This is a genomic window from Burkholderia lata (genome assembly GCF_902499025.1).
GTDB lineage: Bacteria > Pseudomonadota > Gammaproteobacteria > Burkholderiales > Burkholderiaceae > Burkholderia > Burkholderia lata_C.
This window is the reverse complement of record NZ_CABVPW010000022.1, coordinates 121,967-143,878: the sequence shown is the minus strand read 5'-3', so window position 1 is coordinate 143,878 and position 21,912 is coordinate 121,967. Positions and strand designations below refer to the sequence as shown.

At 61.9% G+C, this 21,912-nt stretch carries 21 protein-coding genes and 2 pseudogenes; 8 read left to right on the top strand and 15 right to left on the bottom strand.

Annotated elements, in window-relative coordinates; all coding sequences use genetic code 11:
- From BDI24065_RS22515 to BDI24065_RS41515, 3 genes and pseudogenes are all read left to right on the top strand, one after another.
- Nucleotides 1–462 (top strand): annotated as a pseudogene (locus tag BDI24065_RS22515) (hypothetical protein); the annotation flags it as partial.
- The gene (locus BDI24065_RS22510; RefSeq protein ID WP_175033124.1) at nucleotides 459–905 is read left to right on the top strand and encodes a hypothetical protein; all 447 of its coding nucleotides are present in this window, start codon (nucleotides 459–461) and stop codon (nucleotides 903–905) included. The pseudogene BDI24065_RS22515 and the gene BDI24065_RS22510, both read left to right, overlap by 4 nt.
- A 14-nt stretch (nucleotides 906–919) precedes the next feature.
- Nucleotides 920–1,123 carry a helix-turn-helix transcriptional regulator gene (locus tag BDI24065_RS41515; RefSeq protein WP_083265890.1) on the top strand — a complete coding sequence of 68 codons (204 nt, stop codon included), beginning with the start codon at nucleotides 920–922 and terminating at the stop codon, nucleotides 1,121–1,123.
- Between the two features lie 63 nt (nucleotides 1,124–1,186).
- Here the strand turns inward: BDI24065_RS41515 and BDI24065_RS22500 are convergent, their stop codons facing one another.
- The 3 genes from BDI24065_RS22500 to BDI24065_RS22490 form a co-directional block, all read right to left on the bottom strand.
- Nucleotides 1,187–1,387, bottom strand: a complete 201-nt coding sequence (locus tag BDI24065_RS22500) for a hypothetical protein (RefSeq protein ID WP_175033038.1) — start codon at nucleotides 1,385–1,387, stop codon at nucleotides 1,187–1,189.
- A 387-nt stretch (nucleotides 1,388–1,774) separates the two neighbouring features.
- Nucleotides 1,775–2,302, bottom strand: a complete 528-nt coding sequence (locus tag BDI24065_RS22495) for a 2'-5' RNA ligase family protein (RefSeq protein ID WP_175033123.1) — start codon at nucleotides 2,300–2,302, stop codon at nucleotides 1,775–1,777.
- 79 nt (nucleotides 2,303–2,381) lie between these two features.
- A complete protein-coding gene (locus BDI24065_RS22490; protein ID WP_083417771.1) occupies nucleotides 2,382–2,957 on the bottom strand; it encodes a nucleotidyltransferase family protein in 576 nt (191 codons plus the stop codon).
- 126 nt (nucleotides 2,958–3,083) lie between these two features.
- Here BDI24065_RS22490 and BDI24065_RS22485 point away from each other — a divergent pair, with 126 nt between their 5' ends.
- Nucleotides 3,084–3,485: an NUDIX hydrolase gene (locus tag BDI24065_RS22485; protein ID WP_175033122.1), complete on the top strand. Its 402-nt coding sequence runs from the start codon at nucleotides 3,084–3,086 to the stop codon at nucleotides 3,483–3,485.
- An 87-nt stretch (nucleotides 3,486–3,572) separates the two neighbouring features.
- A complete protein-coding gene (locus BDI24065_RS22480) occupies nucleotides 3,573–3,872 on the top strand; it encodes a hydrogenase maturation factor (protein ID WP_175033121.1) in 300 nt (99 codons plus the stop codon).
- A 616-nt stretch (nucleotides 3,873–4,488) separates the two neighbouring features.
- On the opposite strand, the gene BDI24065_RS22475 is transcribed toward BDI24065_RS22480, so the two are convergent.
- The 4 genes and pseudogenes from BDI24065_RS22475 to BDI24065_RS22460 form a co-directional block, all read right to left on the bottom strand.
- The gene (locus BDI24065_RS22475) at nucleotides 4,489–4,794 is read right to left on the bottom strand and encodes a hypothetical protein (protein WP_175033120.1); all 306 of its coding nucleotides are present in this window, start codon (nucleotides 4,792–4,794) and stop codon (nucleotides 4,489–4,491) included.
- A gap of 587 nt (nucleotides 4,795–5,381) precedes the next feature.
- The gene (locus tag BDI24065_RS22470) at nucleotides 5,382–5,633 is read right to left on the bottom strand and encodes a hypothetical protein (protein ID WP_175033037.1); all 252 of its coding nucleotides are present in this window, start codon (nucleotides 5,631–5,633) and stop codon (nucleotides 5,382–5,384) included.
- Between the two features lie 476 nt (nucleotides 5,634–6,109).
- Nucleotides 6,110–6,376: a hypothetical protein gene (locus BDI24065_RS22465; protein WP_175033119.1), complete on the bottom strand. Its 267-nt coding sequence runs from the start codon at nucleotides 6,374–6,376 to the stop codon at nucleotides 6,110–6,112.
- 152 nt (nucleotides 6,377–6,528) lie between these two features.
- Nucleotides 6,529–7,236, bottom strand: a pseudogene (locus BDI24065_RS22460) (phage late control D family protein); the annotation flags it as partial.
- Nucleotides 7,237–7,612: 376 nt separating this feature from the next.
- On the opposite strand from BDI24065_RS22460, the gene BDI24065_RS22455 reads away from it, so the two are divergent.
- Entirely contained in the window at nucleotides 7,613–8,536 is a 924-nt protein-coding gene (locus tag BDI24065_RS22455) for a recombination-associated protein RdgC (RefSeq protein WP_175033118.1), read from the top strand.
- Between the two features lie 91 nt (nucleotides 8,537–8,627).
- On the opposite strand, the gene BDI24065_RS22450 is transcribed toward BDI24065_RS22455, so the two are convergent.
- From BDI24065_RS22450 to BDI24065_RS22440, 3 genes are read right to left on the bottom strand one after another with little or no spacing between them, the layout of a single operon-like run.
- A complete protein-coding gene (locus BDI24065_RS22450) occupies nucleotides 8,628–8,960 on the bottom strand; it encodes a carboxymuconolactone decarboxylase family protein (RefSeq protein WP_175033129.1) in 333 nt (110 codons plus the stop codon).
- A 12-nt stretch (nucleotides 8,961–8,972) separates the two neighbouring features.
- Nucleotides 8,973–10,220, bottom strand: coding sequence for a MalY/PatB family protein (locus tag BDI24065_RS22445; protein ID WP_175033117.1), 1,248 nt, complete (start codon nucleotides 10,218–10,220; stop codon nucleotides 8,973–8,975).
- 60 nt (nucleotides 10,221–10,280) lie between these two features.
- Complete coding sequence (locus BDI24065_RS22440) at nucleotides 10,281–11,669, bottom strand: amino acid permease (protein ID WP_302479469.1); 1,389 nt, start codon at nucleotides 11,667–11,669, stop codon at nucleotides 10,281–10,283.
- Nucleotides 11,670–11,970: 301 nt separating this feature from the next.
- Here BDI24065_RS22440 and BDI24065_RS22435 point away from each other — a divergent pair, with 301 nt between their 5' ends.
- Nucleotides 11,971–12,429, top strand: coding sequence for an Lrp/AsnC family transcriptional regulator (locus BDI24065_RS22435; RefSeq protein WP_043188112.1), 459 nt, complete (start codon nucleotides 11,971–11,973; stop codon nucleotides 12,427–12,429).
- 172 nt (nucleotides 12,430–12,601) lie between these two features.
- Here BDI24065_RS22435 and BDI24065_RS22430 read toward each other — a convergent pair whose 3' ends face one another.
- Nucleotides 12,602–13,132, bottom strand: coding sequence for an isochorismatase family protein (locus tag BDI24065_RS22430; protein ID WP_175033115.1), 531 nt, complete (start codon nucleotides 13,130–13,132; stop codon nucleotides 12,602–12,604).
- Between the two features lie 822 nt (nucleotides 13,133–13,954).
- Here BDI24065_RS22430 and BDI24065_RS22425 point away from each other — a divergent pair.
- Complete coding sequence (locus BDI24065_RS22425; protein ID WP_175033114.1) at nucleotides 13,955–16,099, top strand: hypothetical protein; 2,145 nt, start codon at nucleotides 13,955–13,957, stop codon at nucleotides 16,097–16,099.
- A 162-nt stretch (nucleotides 16,100–16,261) separates the two neighbouring features.
- On the opposite strand, the gene BDI24065_RS22420 is transcribed toward BDI24065_RS22425, so the two are convergent.
- From BDI24065_RS22420 to BDI24065_RS22405, 4 genes are all read right to left on the bottom strand, one after another.
- Complete coding sequence (locus BDI24065_RS22420; protein WP_175033113.1) at nucleotides 16,262–17,662, bottom strand: sensor domain-containing diguanylate cyclase; 1,401 nt, start codon at nucleotides 17,660–17,662, stop codon at nucleotides 16,262–16,264.
- Between the two features lie 261 nt (nucleotides 17,663–17,923).
- Nucleotides 17,924–19,102 (bottom strand): acetyl-CoA C-acyltransferase, encoded by a 1,179-nt coding sequence (locus BDI24065_RS22415; RefSeq protein ID WP_174941187.1) that lies wholly within the window; start codon nucleotides 19,100–19,102, stop codon nucleotides 17,924–17,926.
- A gap of 49 nt (nucleotides 19,103–19,151) precedes the next feature.
- Nucleotides 19,152–19,784 (bottom strand): bifunctional nicotinamidase/pyrazinamidase, encoded by a 633-nt coding sequence (gene pncA / locus BDI24065_RS22410; protein WP_046545910.1) that lies wholly within the window; start codon nucleotides 19,782–19,784, stop codon nucleotides 19,152–19,154.
- Nucleotides 19,785–19,824: 40 nt separating this feature from the next.
- Nucleotides 19,825–21,909 (bottom strand): 3-hydroxyacyl-CoA dehydrogenase NAD-binding domain-containing protein, encoded by a 2,085-nt coding sequence (locus BDI24065_RS22405; RefSeq protein WP_175033112.1) that lies wholly within the window; start codon nucleotides 21,907–21,909, stop codon nucleotides 19,825–19,827.
- Nucleotides 21,910–21,912: the final 3 nt, after the last annotated feature.

Genomic DNA, 21,912 nt, shown 5'->3' with positions numbered 1-21,912 from the left:
TACCAGCTGTCCACGTGGACACGTAGCATCAGAGTGCAGCGATTTCTACACAAGGGCGCCGTTATTCGATCGCTTACAATCTATCCCGTGACCGCACCGGATCAAGACGGCCGCTGTGTCGCGACCGATATCCTTCACTCGCCCAACAGCAAGCGGACGAAGAAGCCGATTGCCGAGATCTATGTGGCCCAACCGAAAGCGGATCAGTGGATTTGCGCGGCTATGTACAACTTCGGGGACAGCTTCGCATCGACGCCACTGAAATTTGGCCCCGGCACTACGAGCTATCCGACGCGGATGCAGGCGGTTCAAGAAGGGGCTCGGTGGCTTAGAAAGGTTCTCGCCAGTGAAAACATCAAGCAACAACAAGATCTGCCGGTCGTTCTTCAGTGGCTCGACGACATCCTCCAGTTGCCCGACCCCGACTGGACGCCCGAGATGGCGCAGGAGGTCGCCAAATGACCTCGCGCCCGGCCCTTTCTACCCCACGTCCGCTGCCGCGAAAGCGGGAACACGCGAAGAAGCGCCCGGCTATCGCACTGGCGAGCGTCAACGGCACTTCGATGCAGTCGAACAACGTCGGGCTGACGCCCGCAAAAGCGATCCAGAAAGACGAAGCGCCGCTCGCGCGGCGCAAACCTATCCAGACGAACGAAGCCTTGGCGGATAGCCGCCAAGGCAGACTCGCGCAACTCGACGCCCTTCGCATCAAGATCCGCTCACTAATCAGTGAGATCTCGCACGCGGCCGACATCGAGCTGCTGAACCTGATGGCCGACGAGATCGGGTCATTCGCTCGCCACAAGGCGGCGCAGGATGCGCGCACCTGGGCCGCGACCGCTACGATCACGCTTGAAACGGGGCTAATGCAACTCGCCCGTGCAACTCAGCCCGTCACCGAATAACGAGGTACAGAGAATTGAGCACCACCACCGAACGACTGTTGCGACTTCCGACCGTTCTGGACATGGTCGGCTTGGGCAAGACGACGATCTACGACATGATGAAGGAAGGTAGTTTCCCGAGACCGCGAAGAGTTCGCAATCTCTCACTATGGGCAGAGACAGAAGTACAAGCATGGATTCGTTCCATCACATCGCACGAAACGTCCATCGCCCAATAATCTGCCTAAGTCGAGACCTGATCCGTCAATCAGAATCGGATCAGGTCTAAAGCTACTTGGATGTCACCTCCCTTTGATCAGAAGCATGACAACCAGGATCGCGACCAGCGCAGCGAGCCACTTCAAGCCAGCGAACACCTTGTCGAGCCGTTCCGTCAGCGCCACGACGGGATTCCTGTCGTCCGTGCGCAGCGGCATCTGCGCTGAGCGGCGATCTCCCGGCAGGCTGAGCCACAGCGACTTCGCCGGGTAGTACGTCTGCACGCTGCCATCGGTAGTCACATGCTGAAGCGTGTGATCGGTGCACTCCCTGATTTGGATACAGGCCCGCATCTATCGTGCGACGGCCTATGTCGATTGCCGCTGCAGCGAGCGCCCAGTGTCCGTGCGGCGGCATCGCCGTCACGAGCCGGCCGAGCGCGTCGCTTTTCAGACGCATCGGATCGTTTCGAAATTGAAACGCGCGGTGCAACACGTCGACGAGTACGGCCAGGTAGGAGGCAGAGAGCGCACCTGGGTCGGCGGCCTTCAGAGATGGCTGTCCAACGTCGATTCCGCTAGCCGGAACGACATGAAGGCCGGTCGACGACGCGTGTGGATGGCGCCTGACGGCCGGTGGCCGCCGGTCGTGACCGCCGGGAACTGGCCGGACTACACGTCGACCGTTGGAAGCGCAATCTCGTGCATCTTCCTCCAGCGGCCCAACGAGTTCTCCAGCAAAGCGACAGAGCGACAGCATGTTCGAATCGCCTCCCGCGCAGACAGACGATGTTCGAGCTCGACGGCCGCCCATTGTGCTGTCGCGGCATCCCCGTGCGCGACAGTCAGATGCGGAACGATGCCATCGTGTGCACCACCATAGGGGCGAAACATGGGAAAGCGCTCGGCCAGCGCAGTCGTCAAGGCGACGAACGGTTCCGCCGGATCGGGAGCAAGATAAGTGGTGACTGCAAACCGCTCGACCTTCCTCAACGAAAATTCGAAAGGCTGCACAAGACTCAGCGCGCTTTGCGCCTGACGTAGAACGTCGGGCGTAATTTCGTCAGGCGGCATGAAGGGAAACAGAACCGTGACGTGCGCCGGCACACCCAGGTCGGAGGTAGCATCAAACCGACTCCGAAGGTCCGCTACAGTTGACTCGGCTGCAGGAACCTCAACGACGAACGCTGTTGTGAGCATTCACGAATCCTCTCGCGTCGATTGGCCAGTGATGATGGACTTCCGTCGGCAACACTCCTCACGACTGCCTGTGGCATTTCTAAACGATGATGGTCACACGGGGCCAGCGGTCCTTGTATCGTTTCTGCTGGATTCGCCGAAGATAGGTATCCATGCTGACGCGCGCTGGATTGCGTCGCACCACCATGGAAAAAAGGTCATCGAGTCCGTATGGCGCACAGACATCAATTGTCCCGTCGTTCAGCAATGTAAGTCCGACCGCCGTCGCGTACTCTGGCCACGACGCAATAGCTTGGGCCAGTGATCTGAAAGGAGACACGGGATGCCCAAAGGTTCTCTCGAACCAGAGATGTACAGCGGCCTGATTAGTCACCTCCCATGGAAGCTCGGGCTGCATGGCCGCCAGCAGGAACTCAAACGTCGCGTCGCGATGCGCAGAAAGATCCGTGCCGTCGAAGTACGCAACATCGATGTCAGACAATGCCGACGGCGCGTCCAGCCCATGCAACGAGTCCCACACAAGGTTTCGGACCGCACCCGCACCGATGCACCAAGAAGGTAGATTGAGAGTTCGGACCGCAACCAGTGCAGGCCAAAACCATGACGACTCCCGCGCAAGGGCAATGAGACTTGCTTCGAAATCGGTCGATGACATGAGTAACGAGCCTGCTGCGTCGACGATGACCTGCTGCCTATGGAACTCGCTGCCTGACGGCAAACATTGGACAGGCAATCGGGACTGTCGCGCTAGAATACTAAAAATTCTCAAGCCGCAGCCGTCATGAGCGTCCAAGATTGCGTCGATGTACCCATAAAAGAACGCGCAACAGTAGTGTGCCTCCAAGGGGACCGTGTGTTGCTGGTCGCGCGCGCGGCATCCCGATGGGCACTGCCAGGCGGGACAATTAAAGCCATCGAGACGCCTCTAGAAGCGGCGCATCGAGAGTTGCAGGAAGAGACCGGATTGGTCGGCTTGGACCTTACGTATGCGATGCACTTCGGCGGTCTCTCAAAGCTGCACCACGTGTTTATTGGTGAACTCAGCGCCGACCTGAAGCCGCAACCAAACAACGAAATCGCCCGCTGCAAACTGTTCCGTCACGATGACGTCGCAAAATTGCGGGCGAGCATTCCTACGAAGAAAATCATCGAGTTGGCCTACGGCAACGACTGGCGCCCATAGGCAAGATTCATGTCGCTTTTCGAGGGCACGTAGCTATACTTCCGCGTGCAAACCTTCGGACGTCGCTCTACCCGCAGCGAGGCGAACATGACCAGCTCATACACCTACCGTGGATATACGATCGACGTTCATTGCGAACATATGACCGAAGTGTCTCGAGAATCTTCGGTCACTTGCGAGACACCGCTCGGCTACCTCGCAATAGTCCAGGTGCGCGCAGCAAACACACGATCTTTTTTCCTAGCGCCGATTCGCTTGGCCGACGAACAAGGCAAGCCGTTTGTCGACAGCCTCGATGCACTGCGCGCCGGCCGTTCGGCAGGCGAGATCATCGTCGACGACCTACTCGTCGACAGATGCAGTGCCAGCCTTGACCTTCAGCGCTGATGCTTCCGCCGCGTCTCGCGGACAGCGTAAACAACTAGAAAGATTCCAACCATCGTAACGCCGGACGAGACGAAATCGTTCAGCGATCCGGCGCTATCCAGAAGCTTGGGAAAGAGTCCCATGCTTAGCCCAACGGCTGTCAAAAGAAGACCCGCGACTACGCCCCATACAGGGCCTGCATTCTCATTGTGCGTGTATTTCATTTCGTTCCCGTCCTGTGTCCCATCCCCGAGACACTTTCAATATAGCTGATCAATATTTGGGACCAAAGCAGCTTTGACGGATACGCCCTACATGCAAAAAGTCCCGCCCTCGGGGGAAGAGTGAGGGCGGGAAATGAAACGGACACCTCTGGCACGAGACGGTCCAAGAGAGTTATCGGCGACGTTGCAAGAAACTGAAGAAGGCTACAGGGGGTACGGAAACTCACGCCCACCCGGCTTCTACCCCAGTGAGGAAAAAAGGGGGTACCGATGGGGGTACAAAGCGATCATATGAAGACATATTTCATTAAATATCAATAACTTGAATATTTAAATTTCAATGCAACTTCCACATGACGATATGACGGATCACTTCGGTTGCTCCTGTTCGTTCCGGTTCGGCGACTTGCCTGTCACCCTTCTTGCCAGTCGGGCATCTTACGCCCTTCCACCGTTCGCTCGCATTCGCCGGAAATTGCGTCCGGCAGAGAAAGAAGGGGGTAACAAAGCGGGTATCGCTTCGACCACTCGAAGACGATACCCGCTTTTTCACCACGCCACGTGGTGGCGCCAAGATCCGACAAGCGAAGGCAGACGACAAGCCTACCAAACTTGCCGACTTCGATGGACTGGGCCAGTGCCAGACCCGCGAACAGCCAGGCGGGCATTGCCCGCAATGCATTCAGGATTGAACCTGCCGCCGTTGCACCATCTGACATATGGCACTGTTTTCAGAACACGGTTGTTGGAACGATCGGACGCTACCCGGTCCGGTCAGGCGAGCAAGCTATCGGGGCATTGCCAAACCGTTCCGGCCAGCAAAGCCTGTAGACCCCGGCGACTATACCCATAACAGCATAACGACGACCCCAGATGCGGTGCCAAATCGGTCTGTCCAACTTGCGTTTGCCATACGGCACAGATCCAGTGCTGGCGGCAGCATTTTGTTGCACGACGATCGGCATCAACTGCATCAGTCAATATATACGCCAACGCATAATCAGAGTTCCCTATTAGCCATGCCATCCCCTTGTATTTTTGACAGGTGTATTGGCAAGCTCGCTTACTATCCTTCGGATACAGTTCACAGGCCAATCCGTCACCCAGCCTTTCTTCACGTGGAACCCGCCCCTAAAAAAAGCAAACCCGCCATTTCGTTAACGCTAGCTAATGGCAACCGGTACTGCGAGCTGGAAATCGAAGCGAAATAACGCGATCAATTGAGGCCAACAATGACGACTATTCTCAAAGCAGGCTACGGAGTCTTGAATCAGACTGTTGACGTTGCCGGGGTGATTCAATCGCTTTACAACAGCGGGCAACGAGTATTTACCGCGCCCCCTCCCAATGCCGGGGATCCCTCTCCCGGGTAATCGCTAACGGTAGAAATTGCGGATTGTCGGCGTTCAGTCGACGGGCTGCCTGTGCTCACGGTGATGTCCGGCGACACAGCAAACTGCGTGATGCGGTCCGCTTGCTTGTCCGCCCGCGACGACGACTCGAAGAAGTACTCGTTCGAACCGATCACCATCGTGATCAGCACGCCGAGCACCCACATCGCGCCCGTTGCCTTGTTCTTTACCGCGTCGACCTTCCGATCGACGTCGGCGATCTCGTTGGCCAGCTCGCCGCGACGGCGCGCATCTGCTGCGTCAACGTCGCGATCTGGACGGCCAGCCCCTCCTGCTTTTCCTCACCCATCAAACCCCCGCCGAAAAAAAACCGCTCGAGTTGCCTCGAAGCGGCTGCCATACCCAATGCACATAAATCACTGGCGCTTTAAATTATTGATCATTAACCCGAACCCCTTTATTTAATGAAACAGCAACCCACACCACGCCCCCTCGCGATGGTTTACATACCAACAATCAAATCCTAATATCAAATCTCCAATGCGAATTCGATCAGGCACCTTCCCATCAACCACTCATCCATCGCATTGGTTAAATTTTCCATACGTACGGCACACTCTTAACACTGGAGGAAATAATGGCTAGAATAATTTGGGGCACCGTTAACCAAGACGGAAAAGTCTTAAACGGGAGCGGAGATTTCAGCGTTGAGCATACTGACACAGGCAAGTATGCAATCTCCTTCAACCCCGGCTTCCCGTCGCTTCCCGGAGTCGTCGCAACGCAAAATAACTATGGCGACACGGCTCAGAGCAATATGGACGGAGTAGCCGTCCCATTCGTCAACAATAACTACTGCCAAATCAATACCGGCGACAATGCCAAAAATTTTCGGAACAGGAGCTTTGCATTTATCGCAATTGGCAATTAAATAGCGCCAAATTTTCACGAACCGGTTCTTGCCCAACAATCGCCCACAAGTGCACTTGAAATTACGGGCAAACTGTCGAGCAAGGGCCGGGGGCGACCGACAACACATTGACCCATGATCCACACCGGATACGACATTTGCCTGCAGAAATGTGAATCATCCGCTGACCACTACTTGGACGCGGGGATCACCAAATCGACCTTCTTCGTCGGCTTCTTGCCATGACCGACCTTCGCTTTCCCCTTGTTCCCTCCGTTCAATGAGACGACCGTGATCCACCCGCGCGACGCGAATGTGTGTTCGACCGACTCGATCAGAAACTCGCCGTCTACACCTGCCTTGAACCCCTTCAGCGCGATCGTCTTTTCCGCCGACAGATCCGCGCGGCCGCGCGTCGTCAGCCGGCTCGTAGACGTGCGCCGGTTGAGCGTCGCCAGTCTCGACGTTGCACCGGCGTTCGCGGCCTCCGGACTCGCGAACGTATGGCGTTCGGTATGCACCGCGGACGCACCTGGCGGGGCGTCCGGATTCGGGATCGTCAGGTCGATCGTCTTCCCTGTCTTGCGGTCGTGCACCTTCGTGCGAACGGCCGCGAAGCTCGCACGGTCCGGAAAGTTGACTTCGTAGTCGAGTAGATCGCCGGGCGTGAGCGTCACGATCGGCGGCGGCTTGCCGCTCGCGCTCTTGCCAGCGCCGCGAGGCAGCACGATCAGCTTGCCGGCCTTGACCGTGGCCGTCGCACCGTATTGCCGGGCAACACGTGTGATGAAGTGCAGATCACTCTCGCCGAACTGGTCGATACGCGGCACGACGACTTCGACGTCGCACGCGGCCGACCACCTGTTACGACGCGCGACATCGCCGACGATGTCGGCCATTCCATGCGTGACAGGAAGTGCTATCCGAGCGTATCAACGAAGGCAAAGCAACTTTTCGAGCGGTCAGCGACGAGTCGCTGGAGAAGACGCGGAAGACGTGGACCTAACGGCACTTTGGCGAGAATCTGCGCATGCATCGAAGCCGATGCGTACCCGTACATCGGGAACCGCCACGTGTGCTCAGTCACCGCACACGATGTGCTCGCTTTGATGCGCCTGGATGAAGAGCGCCGCTCCCCGTCCGTGGCGAATTTCGCGAGCGTTGCCCACCTAGCCGGCACTACAACCATCAACGATCTGAAATGTCACGTCGGCGACCGAATCCGTACCGTAAGCATCACCGTCATATAGAATGGTGCGCTTTGCCCGTACTCCTATGTGGTTCAAGAACCTTCAGCTTCATCGTCTTCCGGCACCTTGGGCCGTCACCCCCGATCAGATGGAAAAATGGCTGGCGCCCCACGCGTTTCAGCCGGGCAACAGCATCGAGATGCAGAGCCACGGATGGGCGTCGCCGCGTGACGACGGCGCACTTGTCTATTCGATCAACCGGCAGATGTTGCTGACGTTTCGTGCCGAAAAGAAGCTGCTCCCGGCGTCGGTCGTCAATCAGGTGACCAAGGAGCGAGCGCTTGAAGTCGAGGAGCAGCAGGGCTTCAAGGTCGGGCGAAAACAGATGCGCGAACTCAAGGAGCAGGTTACCGACGAACTGCTTCCGCGCGCGTTCACCATTCGCCGCGATACCCGCGTGTGGATCGATACGGCGAACGGCTGGCTCGTCATCGATGCGGCTTCACAGGCTGTAGCCGACGATGTTCGCGGCCTGCTCGTCAAATCGATCGATCAGTTGCCGCTCGCCGGTGTTCAAGTGGTGCGTTCGCCGGTCGCCGCGATGACGGATTGGCTGTTGTCCGGCGAGGCGCCGGGCGGATTTACCGTGGACCAGGACGCCGAGTTGCGCTCGAGCGGCGAAGGCGGCGCCACCGTGCGATATGTCGGCCACGCGCTGGAAGCGAACGACATGCGCCGGCACATCGAGGCCGGCAAACAATGCATGCGCCTTGCGATGACCTGGGACAACCGAATCTCCTTCGTGCTGACGCCGTCGCTGACGATCAAGCGCGTTACACCGCTCGACGTGATCAAGGAAGCGGCGGATCCGACCGCGCAGAACGACGATGAACGCTTCGACTCGGATGTCACGCTGATGACCGGTGAATTGGCGCGGATGCTGACCAGTCTCATCGATATCCTGGGTGGCGAGCAGCACGGCTCGGCTCATCAGGCGGCAGCAGCCTGAACGCCGCCGGCGCCTGAGAAACCTCGCCCCCGCGACTGCGAGGTTTCGAGCCGGCGCGACAGGAAACGCTGTCCGCGCGCACCACTCCCCGTCAGGCCTTGTTGAAGGCGTCGAGCGTGCGCGCGGAATAGACCAGCGCGGCGCCGGCATTCAGATGGATCGCGACGCCGAGCGCTTCCGACAGTTCATCGACCGTCGCACCCGCTTTCTTCGCTTCGCTTGCGTGGAATGCAATGCAACCATCGCAACGGGTGGTCACAGCCACAGCAAGCGAGATCAGCTCCCTTGTCTTCGTATCCAGAAAACTGGTCTTCTCGCCAGCCTGACCAAGCGACACAATGCCTTTCATCGTGTCCGGGGCGAGCTTTGAGAATTCCCGGAATCGCTGCACAAGTTGCTCTCGATACTCGTTCCACTCGACCATCATTTTTCTCCGTTACACAGATGCTTTGAAGGATTGGGGCACGGCCGCTGCCGCGCCGCGATAATCGACGATCGCATCGCACATCCGTTCGAGCGCGCGTTGCACCTGTACGCGCGGGCATGCGAGATTGAGCCGCACGCAGCAACCGCCGTTTTCGACAAACATCTCGCCCCCTTCGAGAATGACCCCGGCCTTTTCCAGAAAGAACCGGGTCAGGTTCACCGACTCATCGAAGTAGGCATGCAAGTCGATCCACGCCAGGTACGTTGCATCAGGCACACGGAATCCGGCCTCGGGCAGATGCTCGTTCAGAAACTGCCGCGTCCATGCAAAGTTACTGTCCAGGTACGAGCGCAACGCCTCCAGCCACGGTGCGCCATCCCTGTACGCGCCAATCGCAGCGGCCAGGCTGAGCGGGTTCACAAACGGGTAATGTCGGCGCTTCCACGCGTCGCGCAACTCCGGATCCGGGATGATCACGGTCGCAATCATCATCCCGGCGAGGTTGAACGTCTTGCTGACGGCCATGCAGGTGATGATGTCCCTGCTTGTCGGGAACAGCTTGGCCAATGGCGTGTGACTGCGGCCGGTTCTGAGCAGATCGCAATGGATCTCGTCGGAAACGATCTTGACTCCATTCGCGATACAAAGCTCGCCCATGCGACGCAGTTCGTCGTCGGCCCAGATGCGGCCGGTCGGATTGTGAGGATGGCAAAGGAAAAACAGCTTGACCGCCGGATCGCTGACCTTTGACTCGAAGTCGTCGAAGTCGATTGCGTAGTCGCCATCGTCGGACACGAGCAGGCACGAGGTCACGAGCTCGCGATCGCGTTGAACCGTTGCATGCTTGAAGTAGCCGTAGGCCGGGGCCAGGGTGAGCACCTTCTCGCCCGGTTGACATATGTATTCCACCAGGCCGAACAGCGCCGGTATGACGCCCAGCGAGACCTGCATTTCGTCGCGCGTGAAGCGCCAGCCATACCGCTCGACGCACCAGGCATGGAAAACCTGATAGAGCTGATCGTCGAAGTTCATCGTGTAGCCGAACACCGGATGCTTCAAACGCTCGGTGACTGCGTCGATTGCTGCATCCGGCGCAGCAAACTGCATGTCGGCGACCCACATCGAGATCAATTCGTCCATCGGCCTGTCAAGCAAGGGGGCATCGGCGTCGGCCCCGAACAGGTAGTTTTCGAAGCCCTCTTCCGCCAACGCGTTGGTGCCTTGGCGGGAAATCAAGCGGTCAAAGTCGTATCCCATTTGCGTTCGCTCGTTAAATGAAAATGGCACGCAACCGACATCCGTCGTGTTGCCGTGAAGTCAGTTGAGGTGCGACCGTTGCCGCGCATACGTGAAATACACCACGAGGCCGATCGCGAGCCAGACCAGAAACGCGATCCACGTCGTGGCCTGCAGGAAGGCGGTCAGCGTGATGCAGAATGCAATCGCGAGGATCGGGACGAGCGGCACGGCCGGGCAGCGAAATGCGCGCGGGAGATCGGGTCGGGTCTTGCGCAAAATGATGACCGCGACGGAAATCAGGCTGAACGCCGCCAGCGTTCCGATGTTGATCAGTTCGGTCAACACGTTGAGCGGTACGACCGCCGCGACCAGGCCAAACAGAATCCCGACGATCCAGGTCGCGAAGAACGGCGTGCCGAGACTGGAATGAACGGTCGACAGTCGCTTCGGCAGAAGGCCATCGCGGGACATCGCGAACACGATGCGGGTCTGGCCGTAAGTCATCACGAGAATGACGGTGGTCATCCCGAGAATCGCGCCGAGGTCGACGAAGCCGGCGACCCAGTTCTCGCCCGCGTATTGCAGTGCGAGCGACACCGGGTGGTCGATACCAACGAATTTTTGGTAAGGAACGATGCCGGTCATGATCGCGGACACGACCACGTACAACACCGCACACACCGCCAGCGACCCGATGATGCCGATCGGCAGATCCCGAGCGGGTCGCTTCACTTCCTCGGCGGCGGACGTCACCGCGTCGAAGCCGATGAACGCGAAAAACACCAGTGCCGCTGCGCTGAACACGCCCGAGTAACCGAAGGGTGTAAACGGATGCCAGTTCACCGGTTGAACATGACGCGCTCCGACGACGATGAACAACAGCACGACACCGACCTTCAACCCCACCATCACGTTGTTGATCCGGGCCGATTCCCGCATCCCGAGCGACAACATGGCGGTCAACACCAACATGATGAGGAAGGCTGGAAGGTTGAACCACGTCTGGACACCGGGAATGGCGCCTGGAGCGGCCGAAAGCACGGCGGGCAGATGCAGCCCGAATCCGCCGATGAGCGACTGGAAGTACCCCGACCAGCCCACCGACACCGCGGAACTCGCCAGGCCGTACTCCAGCATCAGGTCCCAGCCGATCATCCATGCCACCAGCTCACCCATCGTGGCATAGCTGTAGGTGTAGATCGAACCCGCCACCGGCACCGACGACGCGAATTCCGCGTAGCACATCGCCGCGAATCCGCACGCGAGCGCCGCGATCACGAACGAGACGGTCAACGCCGGGCCGGCGGTAAGCGCCCCAGTGCCGGTCAGCACGAAGATGCCGGTACCCACGATCGCACCGATCCCCATCAGGATGAGATCGAATGGCCCCAACACCTTCTTCAGGCCATGTGGCGCGTGACTGGCGGCGACCATCGCCGCAAGATCCTTGGTTCTGAACAAGCTCAACTGACTCCTCCATCTCTTTTATGTGGGCGGCCTGAACCGTCTCGAGGCCCGGCCATTCGAACCTGGCGGACGTGGTTCAGAAGCGCCGATGGCACCCTGCCTGCCCGCTCGAGTTCGGTTAATGATCGTTGATGGAACGGTTAATAGGATTTCCCGAACGCAAGCCGTTTGTCTGATTCGGAAAATATAATTAACCGGCTTGGGTTCGATACTGGCCGGTCCTAAGGACGGCATGCAGGTGCTTTTTCACGTGCCAGCGTGCGCGGGCCAGGATGCACACAGCGACAGAGGGGAAAACGAGATGACGGATCTGGACGACACCGACAGGAAGATTCTGGAATTGCTGCAGGCCGACGGGCGCCTCGCAAACGCGGAAATCGCGGAACGGGTTGGATTGTCGGCGCCCGCTTGCTGGAAACGGCTCAAGCGGCTGGAGACGCGGGTGATCCAGGGCTATCACGCCACCCTGAATCAGCAGGAGCTCGGGCTGGGGCTGTTTGCCTTCATCAACATCATGCTCGACAGTCACTCCGAGAAGGCAATGCGGACGTTCGAAGCGGGCGTGATGGCCCTTCCCAACGTGGTGGCCTGCCACAACGTGTCAGGCAAGTACGACTATCTGCTGCAGGTGGTCGTCCGGGACATGGAGTCCTTTCACCAACTCGCGATGCACCGTATCCGCACCCTCGGCAACATCAAGGAGATGTACACCGGCTTTTCGCTCAAGGAGATCAAGCGCTCGACGAGCCTTCCTCTTTGACGCCTGAATCGCCTTGGTCGTGGCCACGAACACATGCCCGCCGACGCGAGGATCCCGCCCGCAACCGCCGGCAGCCAGCCTACCCAACCTGCCGGCTCCAACGGCCGAGATCCCGAAACGCATGCATCCGGCTCCAGGAACGCTGTTTCCGTCAGCGCACCGGCGCCGCGACTCACTTGATCAGGCGCAGCACATCGCGAAAGCGCGGATGCCGGCTGGAACCCAGCCATTCGAACCCGATCATCTCGACCGTCGCGATTTGCGCCCCCGCCGCCCCGAGCCGGGCGATCCCCACGTCCCGGTCACTCGTCTTGCGCGATCCCACGGCATCGCTGACCACCGTGACTTTGCGGCCGCTGCTCAACAGCCCGAACGCGGTTTGCAACACGCACACGTGCGCCTCGCATCCGGCGACGATGACGCTATTGCGCCCGGCCGGCAATGCATCGACCAGACCCTCCGCGCACGCGTCGAAATGATCCTTGACGACGGTGTTCGAGCACAGATCCTTGATCTCCGGTACGTTCCGGCCCAGCTGGAGGGGGCTTTGCTCGGTACCCATCACCGGCACCCCGAGTATCTGAGCAATACGGGCAAGCCGGACAGCCTGCGTGACGACGGATGCCCCTTCGTGTATCACCGGCATCAGCCGTGTCTGAAAATCAACCAATACGACCACTGAATCGTCGGGCACGTGCAGCACGGCACATTCTCCGGAGTGAAGGCGACGTCAACCACCATCGACCCTCGATGAAGAGTCGCTCTGTCGCAAGATCGTCAGTCCCGCCAAAGACGGATATCGAATCGCATCCGTAACCGACTGCGTCAATTCGATAAACGGCGGCGTGGCCCCAAGCCTACCAAACTTGCCGGCGCCGTTGGCGCGATAGCGTGGCGTCCGGTTCCCGGGATCACCCGTCGGTCCGGTCGCAGGAACGCGGGTTGCGCACCGCTCCGTATCGCCGAATCCATTGCATTCCGCGCATTCCGCTTGCACCGACCGAGACACGACGACAAGTGAGCCGTCACGATTCAATCCCGGTTCGGAATCAATCGCCAATACGGACATCGATTGCCAATCGATTTTCACCAAAACCGATAATCGGCGCGCCCCACCTCCTCATGAATTCGCATATTTTACCGACCCATCAAGCAATAATTGCGACCTCATTTCAGAACATTATTTGAAAACCAAAAATCATTATTGACTTCGACTTTATCAGAACTTTAGAATCCCCTACACCGGCTTACGTTTCGCCTTTCACGCCACACACGTACCACCACCGGCACTGCACCGGGGTGCCAGCAGAGAAGTCCTTCACCCCTAGCCGGTGCAGTGCCTCCTTTTGTTTTCAATTCCGGCGTTAATCGACAACCGGTTATCACCCATTCAATTCGCCCCGAAGCACACCCGGATTAATTCAATAATTTTTCAGAAATTCCGCAATACCGGATGAAGGAGACCGGGCACCCGCTCATTCGATAATTCCCATAAAAATCACCAGTCATCAGGAGGGACATCAACATGCATCGCCTTGCGAAGTCGCTGTGTCTCGGATTCATCTGCGCCGGCCTGCTCGCGGCCTGCAACGACGACGACGTCAAATCGGGCAGCCCGCCGTCGAACGCCGCCGCGCTGTCGTTCCGCATGGACACCGGCGGCCAGATCAACGCGTTCTACCGGCAAGACAAGGTCGCTGCACACCTGCTGGTGCGCTCGTCGACAAAGCCGCGCCTGCTCGTGGTCTTCCCCGCCGGCAACAGCGGCACCGGGCTGTGGTTCGACGACACCGCGCAGCCGGTGAACTGGAGCCTCGACACGCCGCCGTCCGCGCTGTCGGCGCCCGACACGCACGGTCGCCCGCTGTACGGCATCGGCGCCGACGTGTCGGTGGACACCGACACGCTGACGATCCGCCAGGGCGTGCTCAGCAACGTGCGCTTCCTGCGCGACTTCAACGGCGGCGCAACCATTCCGCAGCAGATCCTCGCCGCGCCCACGGTCCAGGGCAGCGCCGCGCAATGGCAACGCGACCGGATCGACGGCGCGCCCGGCTATTCACTGCGCATCACGCTGCGCGACGGCGGCAGCATCGCGCCGGCAGCGGGCGGCAAGCTCGTCCTGAGCGCGCCGGCGGGCTCGCATACGCTGCGGCTGCATGTCGATGCGCTGTCGGGCGAGACACCGTTGTCGCCGATCACGCACGCCGACCTGCTCGCGCCATCGGTCAACCCCGACCCCGTGAGCCAGAACGTGCTCGAGTTCCTGAGCTTTCATGACAAGCTGCTGGCCGGCTCGTGGCAATACGACACCTACTTCGGCCGCGACACGCTGATCTCGGTGCGCATGCTGATGCCCGTACTCGAACCCGCGGCGGTCGAGGCCGGCCTGTCGTCGGTGCTGAGCCGGCTGTCGACCGACGGCAAGGTCGCGCACGAGGAAGGCATCGGCGAATTCGCCCTCGTCGACAACCAGAAGAACGGTCGGCCGAACGATCCGACGCCGACCTACGACTACAAGATGATCGACAGCGACTACCTGCTCGCGCCGATCGCAGCCGCTTGGCTGATCGACGATACGCGCGGCCAGGCCCGCGCGGCCGCCTATCTCGCGCAGCGCGGCAGCGACGGGCAGACCAATGGCAGCCGCCTGGTCGTCAACCTGCTGCACGTCGCGACGACCGCGCAGCCGTTCGCGCAACAGCCATCGGTCGCGAACCTGATCCACCTGCGCCCTGGCGAGATCGTCGGCAACTGGCGCGACAGCACCGACGGGCTCGGCGGCGGCGTCTATCCGTACGACGTCAACGTGGTGCTGGTGCCGGCCGCGTTGCGCGCCGCGAACGCATTCCTCACGCGCGGCCTGCTCGATCCGTACCTGGATGCCGGGCAACGCGCGACGCTCGCCAGCACGGCGAACCAGGCGGCCACGTGGGAAACGCAGGCGCCGCCGCTGTTCCAGGTCAGCGTGCCGGCCGCGCAGGCGGCCACCGACGTGTCGGCCTATGCGCCGTCCGCGGGTGTGCCGGCCGGCGCCGCACCGGGCACGCCGCTGGCGTTCTACGCGCTGTCGCTCGATCAGCAGGGCAACCCGATTCCGGTGATGAATTCGGACGGCGGCTTCGCGCTACTGTTCGGCACGCCGCCGGATGACGAGCTTCAGCGGATCGTCACCGACGTCACGCGGCCGTTCCCGACCGGGCTGGTGACCGATGCCGGCATGCTGATCGCGAACCCGGCGTATGCAAGCCAGACGCTGTGGCCGAAGTTCACCAGTTCCGCGTATCACGGCACGGTAATCTGGTCGTGGCAGCAGGCGATGTGGGTGGCCGGGCTCGATCGCCAGCTCGCGCGCCAGGACCTGTCCGCCACGACCCGCACGCTGCTCACGCAGGCACGGCAGACGATCTGGCAGGCGATCTCGAACGGACGCGACATGCGCACGTCGGAGATGTGGACGTGGTCCTATGTGAACGGCAAGTACCAGACCGATGCATTCGGCACGCGCAGCGCGGACGCCACCGAGGCGAACGCGGCACAGCTCTGGAGTACGACGTATCTCGCGATCCGCGATCCGCAGCAGCGCGCGGGCAAATACTGGTGGCAGGCGTCGCAGCGGATGCAGGATGCTCAGCCGAAGAAGAGCGCGGCGGCCCTGGCATCGCGGTAACGCGTCGCCAGGCGCGTGCTGACCTGGCATGCAAAAGCCCCGGGGCGTTACCGCCTCCGGGGCTTCGTTAAAGATCGAGGCGCTCGACACCGCCTCTGTACGCCCGAGCTGCCGAATGTCCCGCGTTCGATCACCGGCGCCCGCGTGCCGCGCAAACCCGCGTCACCGCGACACGACCCGGTTCCGCCCTTCCCGCTTCGCCTGGTACAAGCGTTCATCGACCACGCGCAGCAACGCATCGACCGTGCTGCCGTCGGCCCCGTATTGCGCGACACCGACGCTGACCGTCACCTGCACGCGCTTGAAATCGAGCCCGAACGGCGAGCTCGCAATCGACGAGCGCACGCGCTCGGCCGTCATCCGCGCGCCTTCGAGCGGCATGTCCGGCAGCAGCGCCATGAATTCCTCGCCGCCGACCCGCGCGAGCCCGCCGGCCGGCCGGATCGCGTCGAGACACTGGCGCACGACGCCGCGCAACACCTCGTCGCCGATCTGGTGCCCGTACGCATCGTTGATGTTCTTGAAATTGTCGAGATCGAGCGCGAGCAGGCAGAACGGCGTGCCGTCGCGCTCGGCCCGCACCATCTCGCGCTCGACCTGCGCGATGAACTGCCGGCGGTTCGACGCGCCCGTCATCGGATCGGTCGCGGCCATGTATTCGAGCTTCTGGTTCGTGCGCCGCAGTTCCTGCAGCGCGCTCTCGGTACGCGCCATCGATTCCGACAGCCGGCTCATCAGGTCTTCCTGGCTGTAGATCGCCGAGAACGAACGCGTCGTCTGCAGTGCCTGCACGACGCCGTAGCTGAGCAGGAAGAAACCGCCCGCGAAAATCGCGTGCGCGAGCCACCACATGTGATTCCACGGCTTGCCGAGAATGAACGCGAGCGACGACAGCGCGAACGCCATGATCGACACGCCGTAGATCACCATCAGCGGCGAGCGGATCCGTCGCGCGAGCAGCACGGCGACGTTCAGCAGCGAGAACACGAGCGCGCCGCCTTCCATCGACAGCCGCGTGCCCAGCGCACCCGCAACCGGCGAATACGCGATGTACGCCACGGCCACGTTCACGATCACGAAGAACACGATCCACGGCAGCCACGTGCGCACGCTCGTGCGCCTCTCGAGGCGATCGGGCGGCCGCGAATACGACAGCAGGCCGGTGAGCAGCAGGATCGACATCACGAGCCGCGACGCGGGCCCGTACAGCAGGAACAGCCAGATGTTGTGATGCGCCATCCCGGTGAACGCACCGTGCAGCGCGTAGATCATCGCGAAGCCCAGAAAGCCAAGTGTCAGCCAGCGCAACAGCGGCTCGCCGGACGACCGGTAGCACACCCAAGTCACGTAGGTGACGAACGCGCCTTCGAGCGTCGCGGCGGCGATCGCGATTTCATGGAACGCGTGGCTCTCGAACACGACGTGCGGGTCGCTGAAGAACCACAGATAGGCGATCAGATAGGCAGGCAACAACGCGAATCCGACCAGCAGGCATTTCGCGTAGAGCCTCGCGGCCGCGCTGACGACGCGCGGCGGTTCCGCTGCTGCATAGGTCGTACTCATTCGGTCCCCGGTCGGTCTGCTGCGTTGGTTCGAACCTTCGCGGCACGGATCGCACGACGCACGATCCGGCCCATCGTGCCGAAAGGCAAATGTCAGAGCAAGTATAGGTGGGGCAATTCGTTTGACAAGTAAGGGGAAACGGCATTGCCGGGCGCATGCCTTTTGCTTCCCGATTGTTTCGAATGGTGATTCAGTCGCACCGATTCGCGTCGCGGCCGCCTGCCTCGCCGAAGCGAAACCGCGGCCGCACCCTGCCAAAGATCAGAGGATTTCGAACAGGCCGGCCGCACCCTGGCCGCCGCCGATGCACATCGTGACGACCACGTACTTCACGCCGCGCCGCTTGCCTTCGATCAGCGCATGGCCCGTCAGGCGTGCGCCCGACACGCCGTACGGATGGCCGACCGCGATCGCGCCGCCGTTCACGTTCAGGCGATCCTCAGGAATCCCGAGCGTGTCGCGGCAGTACAGCACCTGCACCGCGAATGCTTCGTTCAGTTCCCACAGGCCGATATCGTCGACCTTCAGCCCCGCCTGCTTCAGCAGCTTGGGCACCGCGAACACGGGGCCGATGCCCATCTCGTCCGGCTCGCAACCGGCCACCGCGAAACCGCGGAACACGCCGAGCGGTTGCAGCCCTTCGCGCTGCGCGGCGTCGGCGCTCATCACGACGCAAGCCGACGCGCCGTCCGAGAACTGGCTCGCGTTACCGGCGGTAATCACGCCACCCGGCACGGCCGACCGGATCTTCGACACGCCTTCGAGCGTCGTGTCGGGGCGAATCCCTTCGTCGGCCGAGACCGTCACTTCCTTCGTGAACAGGCGGCCCGTCGCCTTGTCGGCGATGCCCGCGAGCACGGTGATCGGCACGATCTCGTCGCGAAAGCGCCCGGCTTCCTGCGCGGCCGCGGCGCGCAGTTGCGACTGCACGCCATACTCGTCCTGCCGCTCCTTCGAAATGCCGTAGCGCTTCGCGACGTTCTCGGCCGTCTGCAGCATGTTCCAGTAGATCTCGGGCTTGTGCTGGACGAGCCAGCCTTCCTGGATCATGTGGTGGTTCATCTCGTTCTGCACGCACGAGATCGATTCGACGCCGCCCGCCACGTACACTTCGCCTTCGCCCGCGATGATCCGCTGCGCGGCCAGCGCGATGGTCTGCAGCCCCGACGAGCAGAAACGGTTCACCGTCATTCCCGGCACCGTCACGGGCAGCCCCGCGCGCAGTGCGATCTGCCGCGCGATGTTCGCGCCGGTCGCGCCTTCGGGGTTCGCGCACCCCATGATCACGTCCTCGACGCGTGCGGGGTCGAGCTTCGCGCGTTCGAGCGCGGCCGCGACCACGTGGCCGCCGAGCGTCGCGCCGTGCGTCATGTTGAAAGCACCGCGCCAGGATTTCGCCAGCGGCGTGCGGGCGGTCGATACGATTACGGCTTCGGTCATGCGAGTCTCCTTCGGTCCTGCTTCATGTCCTGAATCGAATGGGAAGGCGCTACGCCGCCGGGCGCGCGCCCGCGGACGTCACATGGGCGACGCCCGCTGCCTGCATCTGCTGCCATGCGTGGGCGAGCGACCCGTTCAGGTCGATCGCTCGGCACGCATCGTTGATCACCGCGGCTTCGAAACCGGCCGCGCGCGCATCGAGCGCGGACCACGCGACGCAATAGTCGGTCGCGAGCCCGCAGCACCACACGCGCTTCGCGCCGAGCTCGCGCAGATAGCCTGCGAGCCCCGTGCGCGTCGTGCGGTCGGCTTCGACGAACGCGGAATAGCTGTCGACCTGCGCGTCGCCGCCCTTGCGGATCACGAGCCGCGCATGCGGGATGTCGAGATCGCGATGCAGCGCCGCGCCGTCGGTGTCCTGCACGCAGTGCACGGGCCACAACACCTGCTCGCCGTACGGCAGCGCGAGCGTGGAGAACGGCTCGCGGCCCGGATGGTTCGCCGCGAACGACACGTGCTCGCGCGGGTGCCAGTCCTGCGTCAGCACGACCTGGTCAAAGCGTTGCGCGAGCGCGTTGATCACCGGCACGACCGCGTCGCCGTCGGGCACCGCGAGCGCGCCGCCCGGCATGAAGTCGTATTGCACGTCGATCACGAGCAGTACGTCGTCGGTGCGTTTCATTGCGTTTCTCCGGGTGTGTGTCGCGCCGCGATCCGGCGCGTCAGCCGTTGAACCCGCGGCCGGCCTTCGCGAGCTCCGCGATCGACGGCGCGAGCTGCCATGCGTCGCCGTTCGGTGCCGCCGCGTAGCGCCGAATCGCGCGCTCGACGTTGTAGAGGCCGACCACGTCCGCGTACAGCATCGGGCCGCCGCGCCACAGCGGGAAGCCATAGCCGGTCAGGTAAACCATGTCGATGTCGGACGCCTTCGACGCGATCTTCTCCTCGAGGATCTTCGCGCCTTCGTTGACGAGCGCAAATACGAGCCGCTCGACGATCTCGTCGTCGCCGATCTTGCGCCGCTCGACGCCGCGCTCCTTCGAATACGCGACGACCATCTCGTCGACGAGCGACGACGGCTTCGCCTTGCGATCGCCCGGCACGTAGTCGTACCAGCCGGCGCCCGTCTTCTGGCCGAAGCGGCCCTGCTCGCACAGACGGTCGGCGATCTTCGAGTACTGGAGATCGGGCTGCTCGACGTAGCGGCGCTTGCGGATCGCCCAGCCGATGTCGTTGCCGGCGAGGTCGCTCATCCGGAACGGCCCCATCGCGAAACCGAACTTCTCGATCGCGCGATCGACCTGCGCGGGCAACGCGCCTTCCTCGAGCATGAAGAGCGCCTGGCGGATGTACTGCTCGATCATCCGGTTGCCGATGAAGCCGTCGCACACGCCCGACACGACCGCCGTCTTGCGGATCTTCTTCGCGACGGCCATCACGGTGGCGAGCACGTCCTTCGCGGTCTGCGCGCCGCGCACGACCTCGAGCAGCTTCATCACGTTCGCCGGGCTGAAGAAGTGCATGCCGACGACGTCCTGCGGGCGCTTCGTGAACGCCGCGATCTTGTCGACGTCGAGCGTCGACGTGTTCGACGCGAGGATCGCGCCCGCCTTCGCCACTTCGTCGAGCTTCTTGAACACCTGCTCCTTCACGCCGAGTTCCTCGAACACGGCCTCGACGATCAGGTCGGCGTCCTTCAGGTCGTCGTAGGACAGCGTCGGCGTAATCAGCGCCATGCGCGCGTCGAGCTTCTCCTGCGTGAGCTTGCCCTTCTTCACCTGTGCATCGTAGTTCTTGCGGATCGTCGCGACGCCGCGCTCCAGCGCGTCCTGTTTCGTCTCGAGCAGCGTGACAGGCAGGCCTGCGTTGACGAAGTTCATCGCGATCCCGCCGCCCATCGTGCCCGCGCCGATCACGCCGACGCGGCGGATCTCGCGCAGCGGCGTATCGGCCGGCACGTCGGGAATCTTGCTCGCGGCGCGCTCGCCGAAGAACGCGTGACGCAGCGCGCGGCTTTCCGGCGTCATCATCAGCGCGACGAAATCCTCGCGCTCGGCAATGCTGCCCTTGTCGAAGCCATGCAGCACGCCGGCCTCGATCGCATCGATGCACTTGTGCGGAGCAGGGAAATTCGGTGCGGCAGCCTGTGCCGAATTGCGCGCGAACTGGATGAAGCCCGCGGCGTTCGGGTGAACGATCTTGCGATCGCGTACGCGCGGATGCGGCCCCTTCTGCGCACCGACCTTGCTCGCGAACGCGACGGCCGCGTCGAGCAGGTCGCCGTCGGCCATTTCGTCGAACAGCCCGCTCTTCGCGAGCTGCTCCGACAGCACGGGCGCGCCCGACACGATCATGTTCAGCGCGGTTTCGAGCCCCACCGCGCGCGGCAGGCGCTGCGTGCCGCCCGCGCCCGGCAGCAGGCCGAGCTTCACTTCGGGCAGCGCCACCTGCGCGCCGGGTGCCGCGACGCGGTAGTGCGCGCCGAGCGCGAGCTCGAGGCCGCCGCCCATCACGACGCTGTGCAGCGCCGCGACGACGGGCTTCGCACTCGCCTCCACCGCGCGGATCACGGTGTGCAGCGTCGGCTCCTGAAGCGCCTTCGGCGTATTGAATTCAGTGATATCGGCGCCGCCCGAGAATGCGCGTCCCGCACCGGTCAGCACGATGGCCGTGACCGACGGGTCCTGCGCGGCGCGCTCGAGCGCGTCCATGACGCCCTGACGGGTCGACAGGCCGAGCCCGTTGACGGGCGGATTGTTGAGCGTAAGGACGGCCACGCCGTCGCGAGTCGAGTAATCCACTGCCATCTG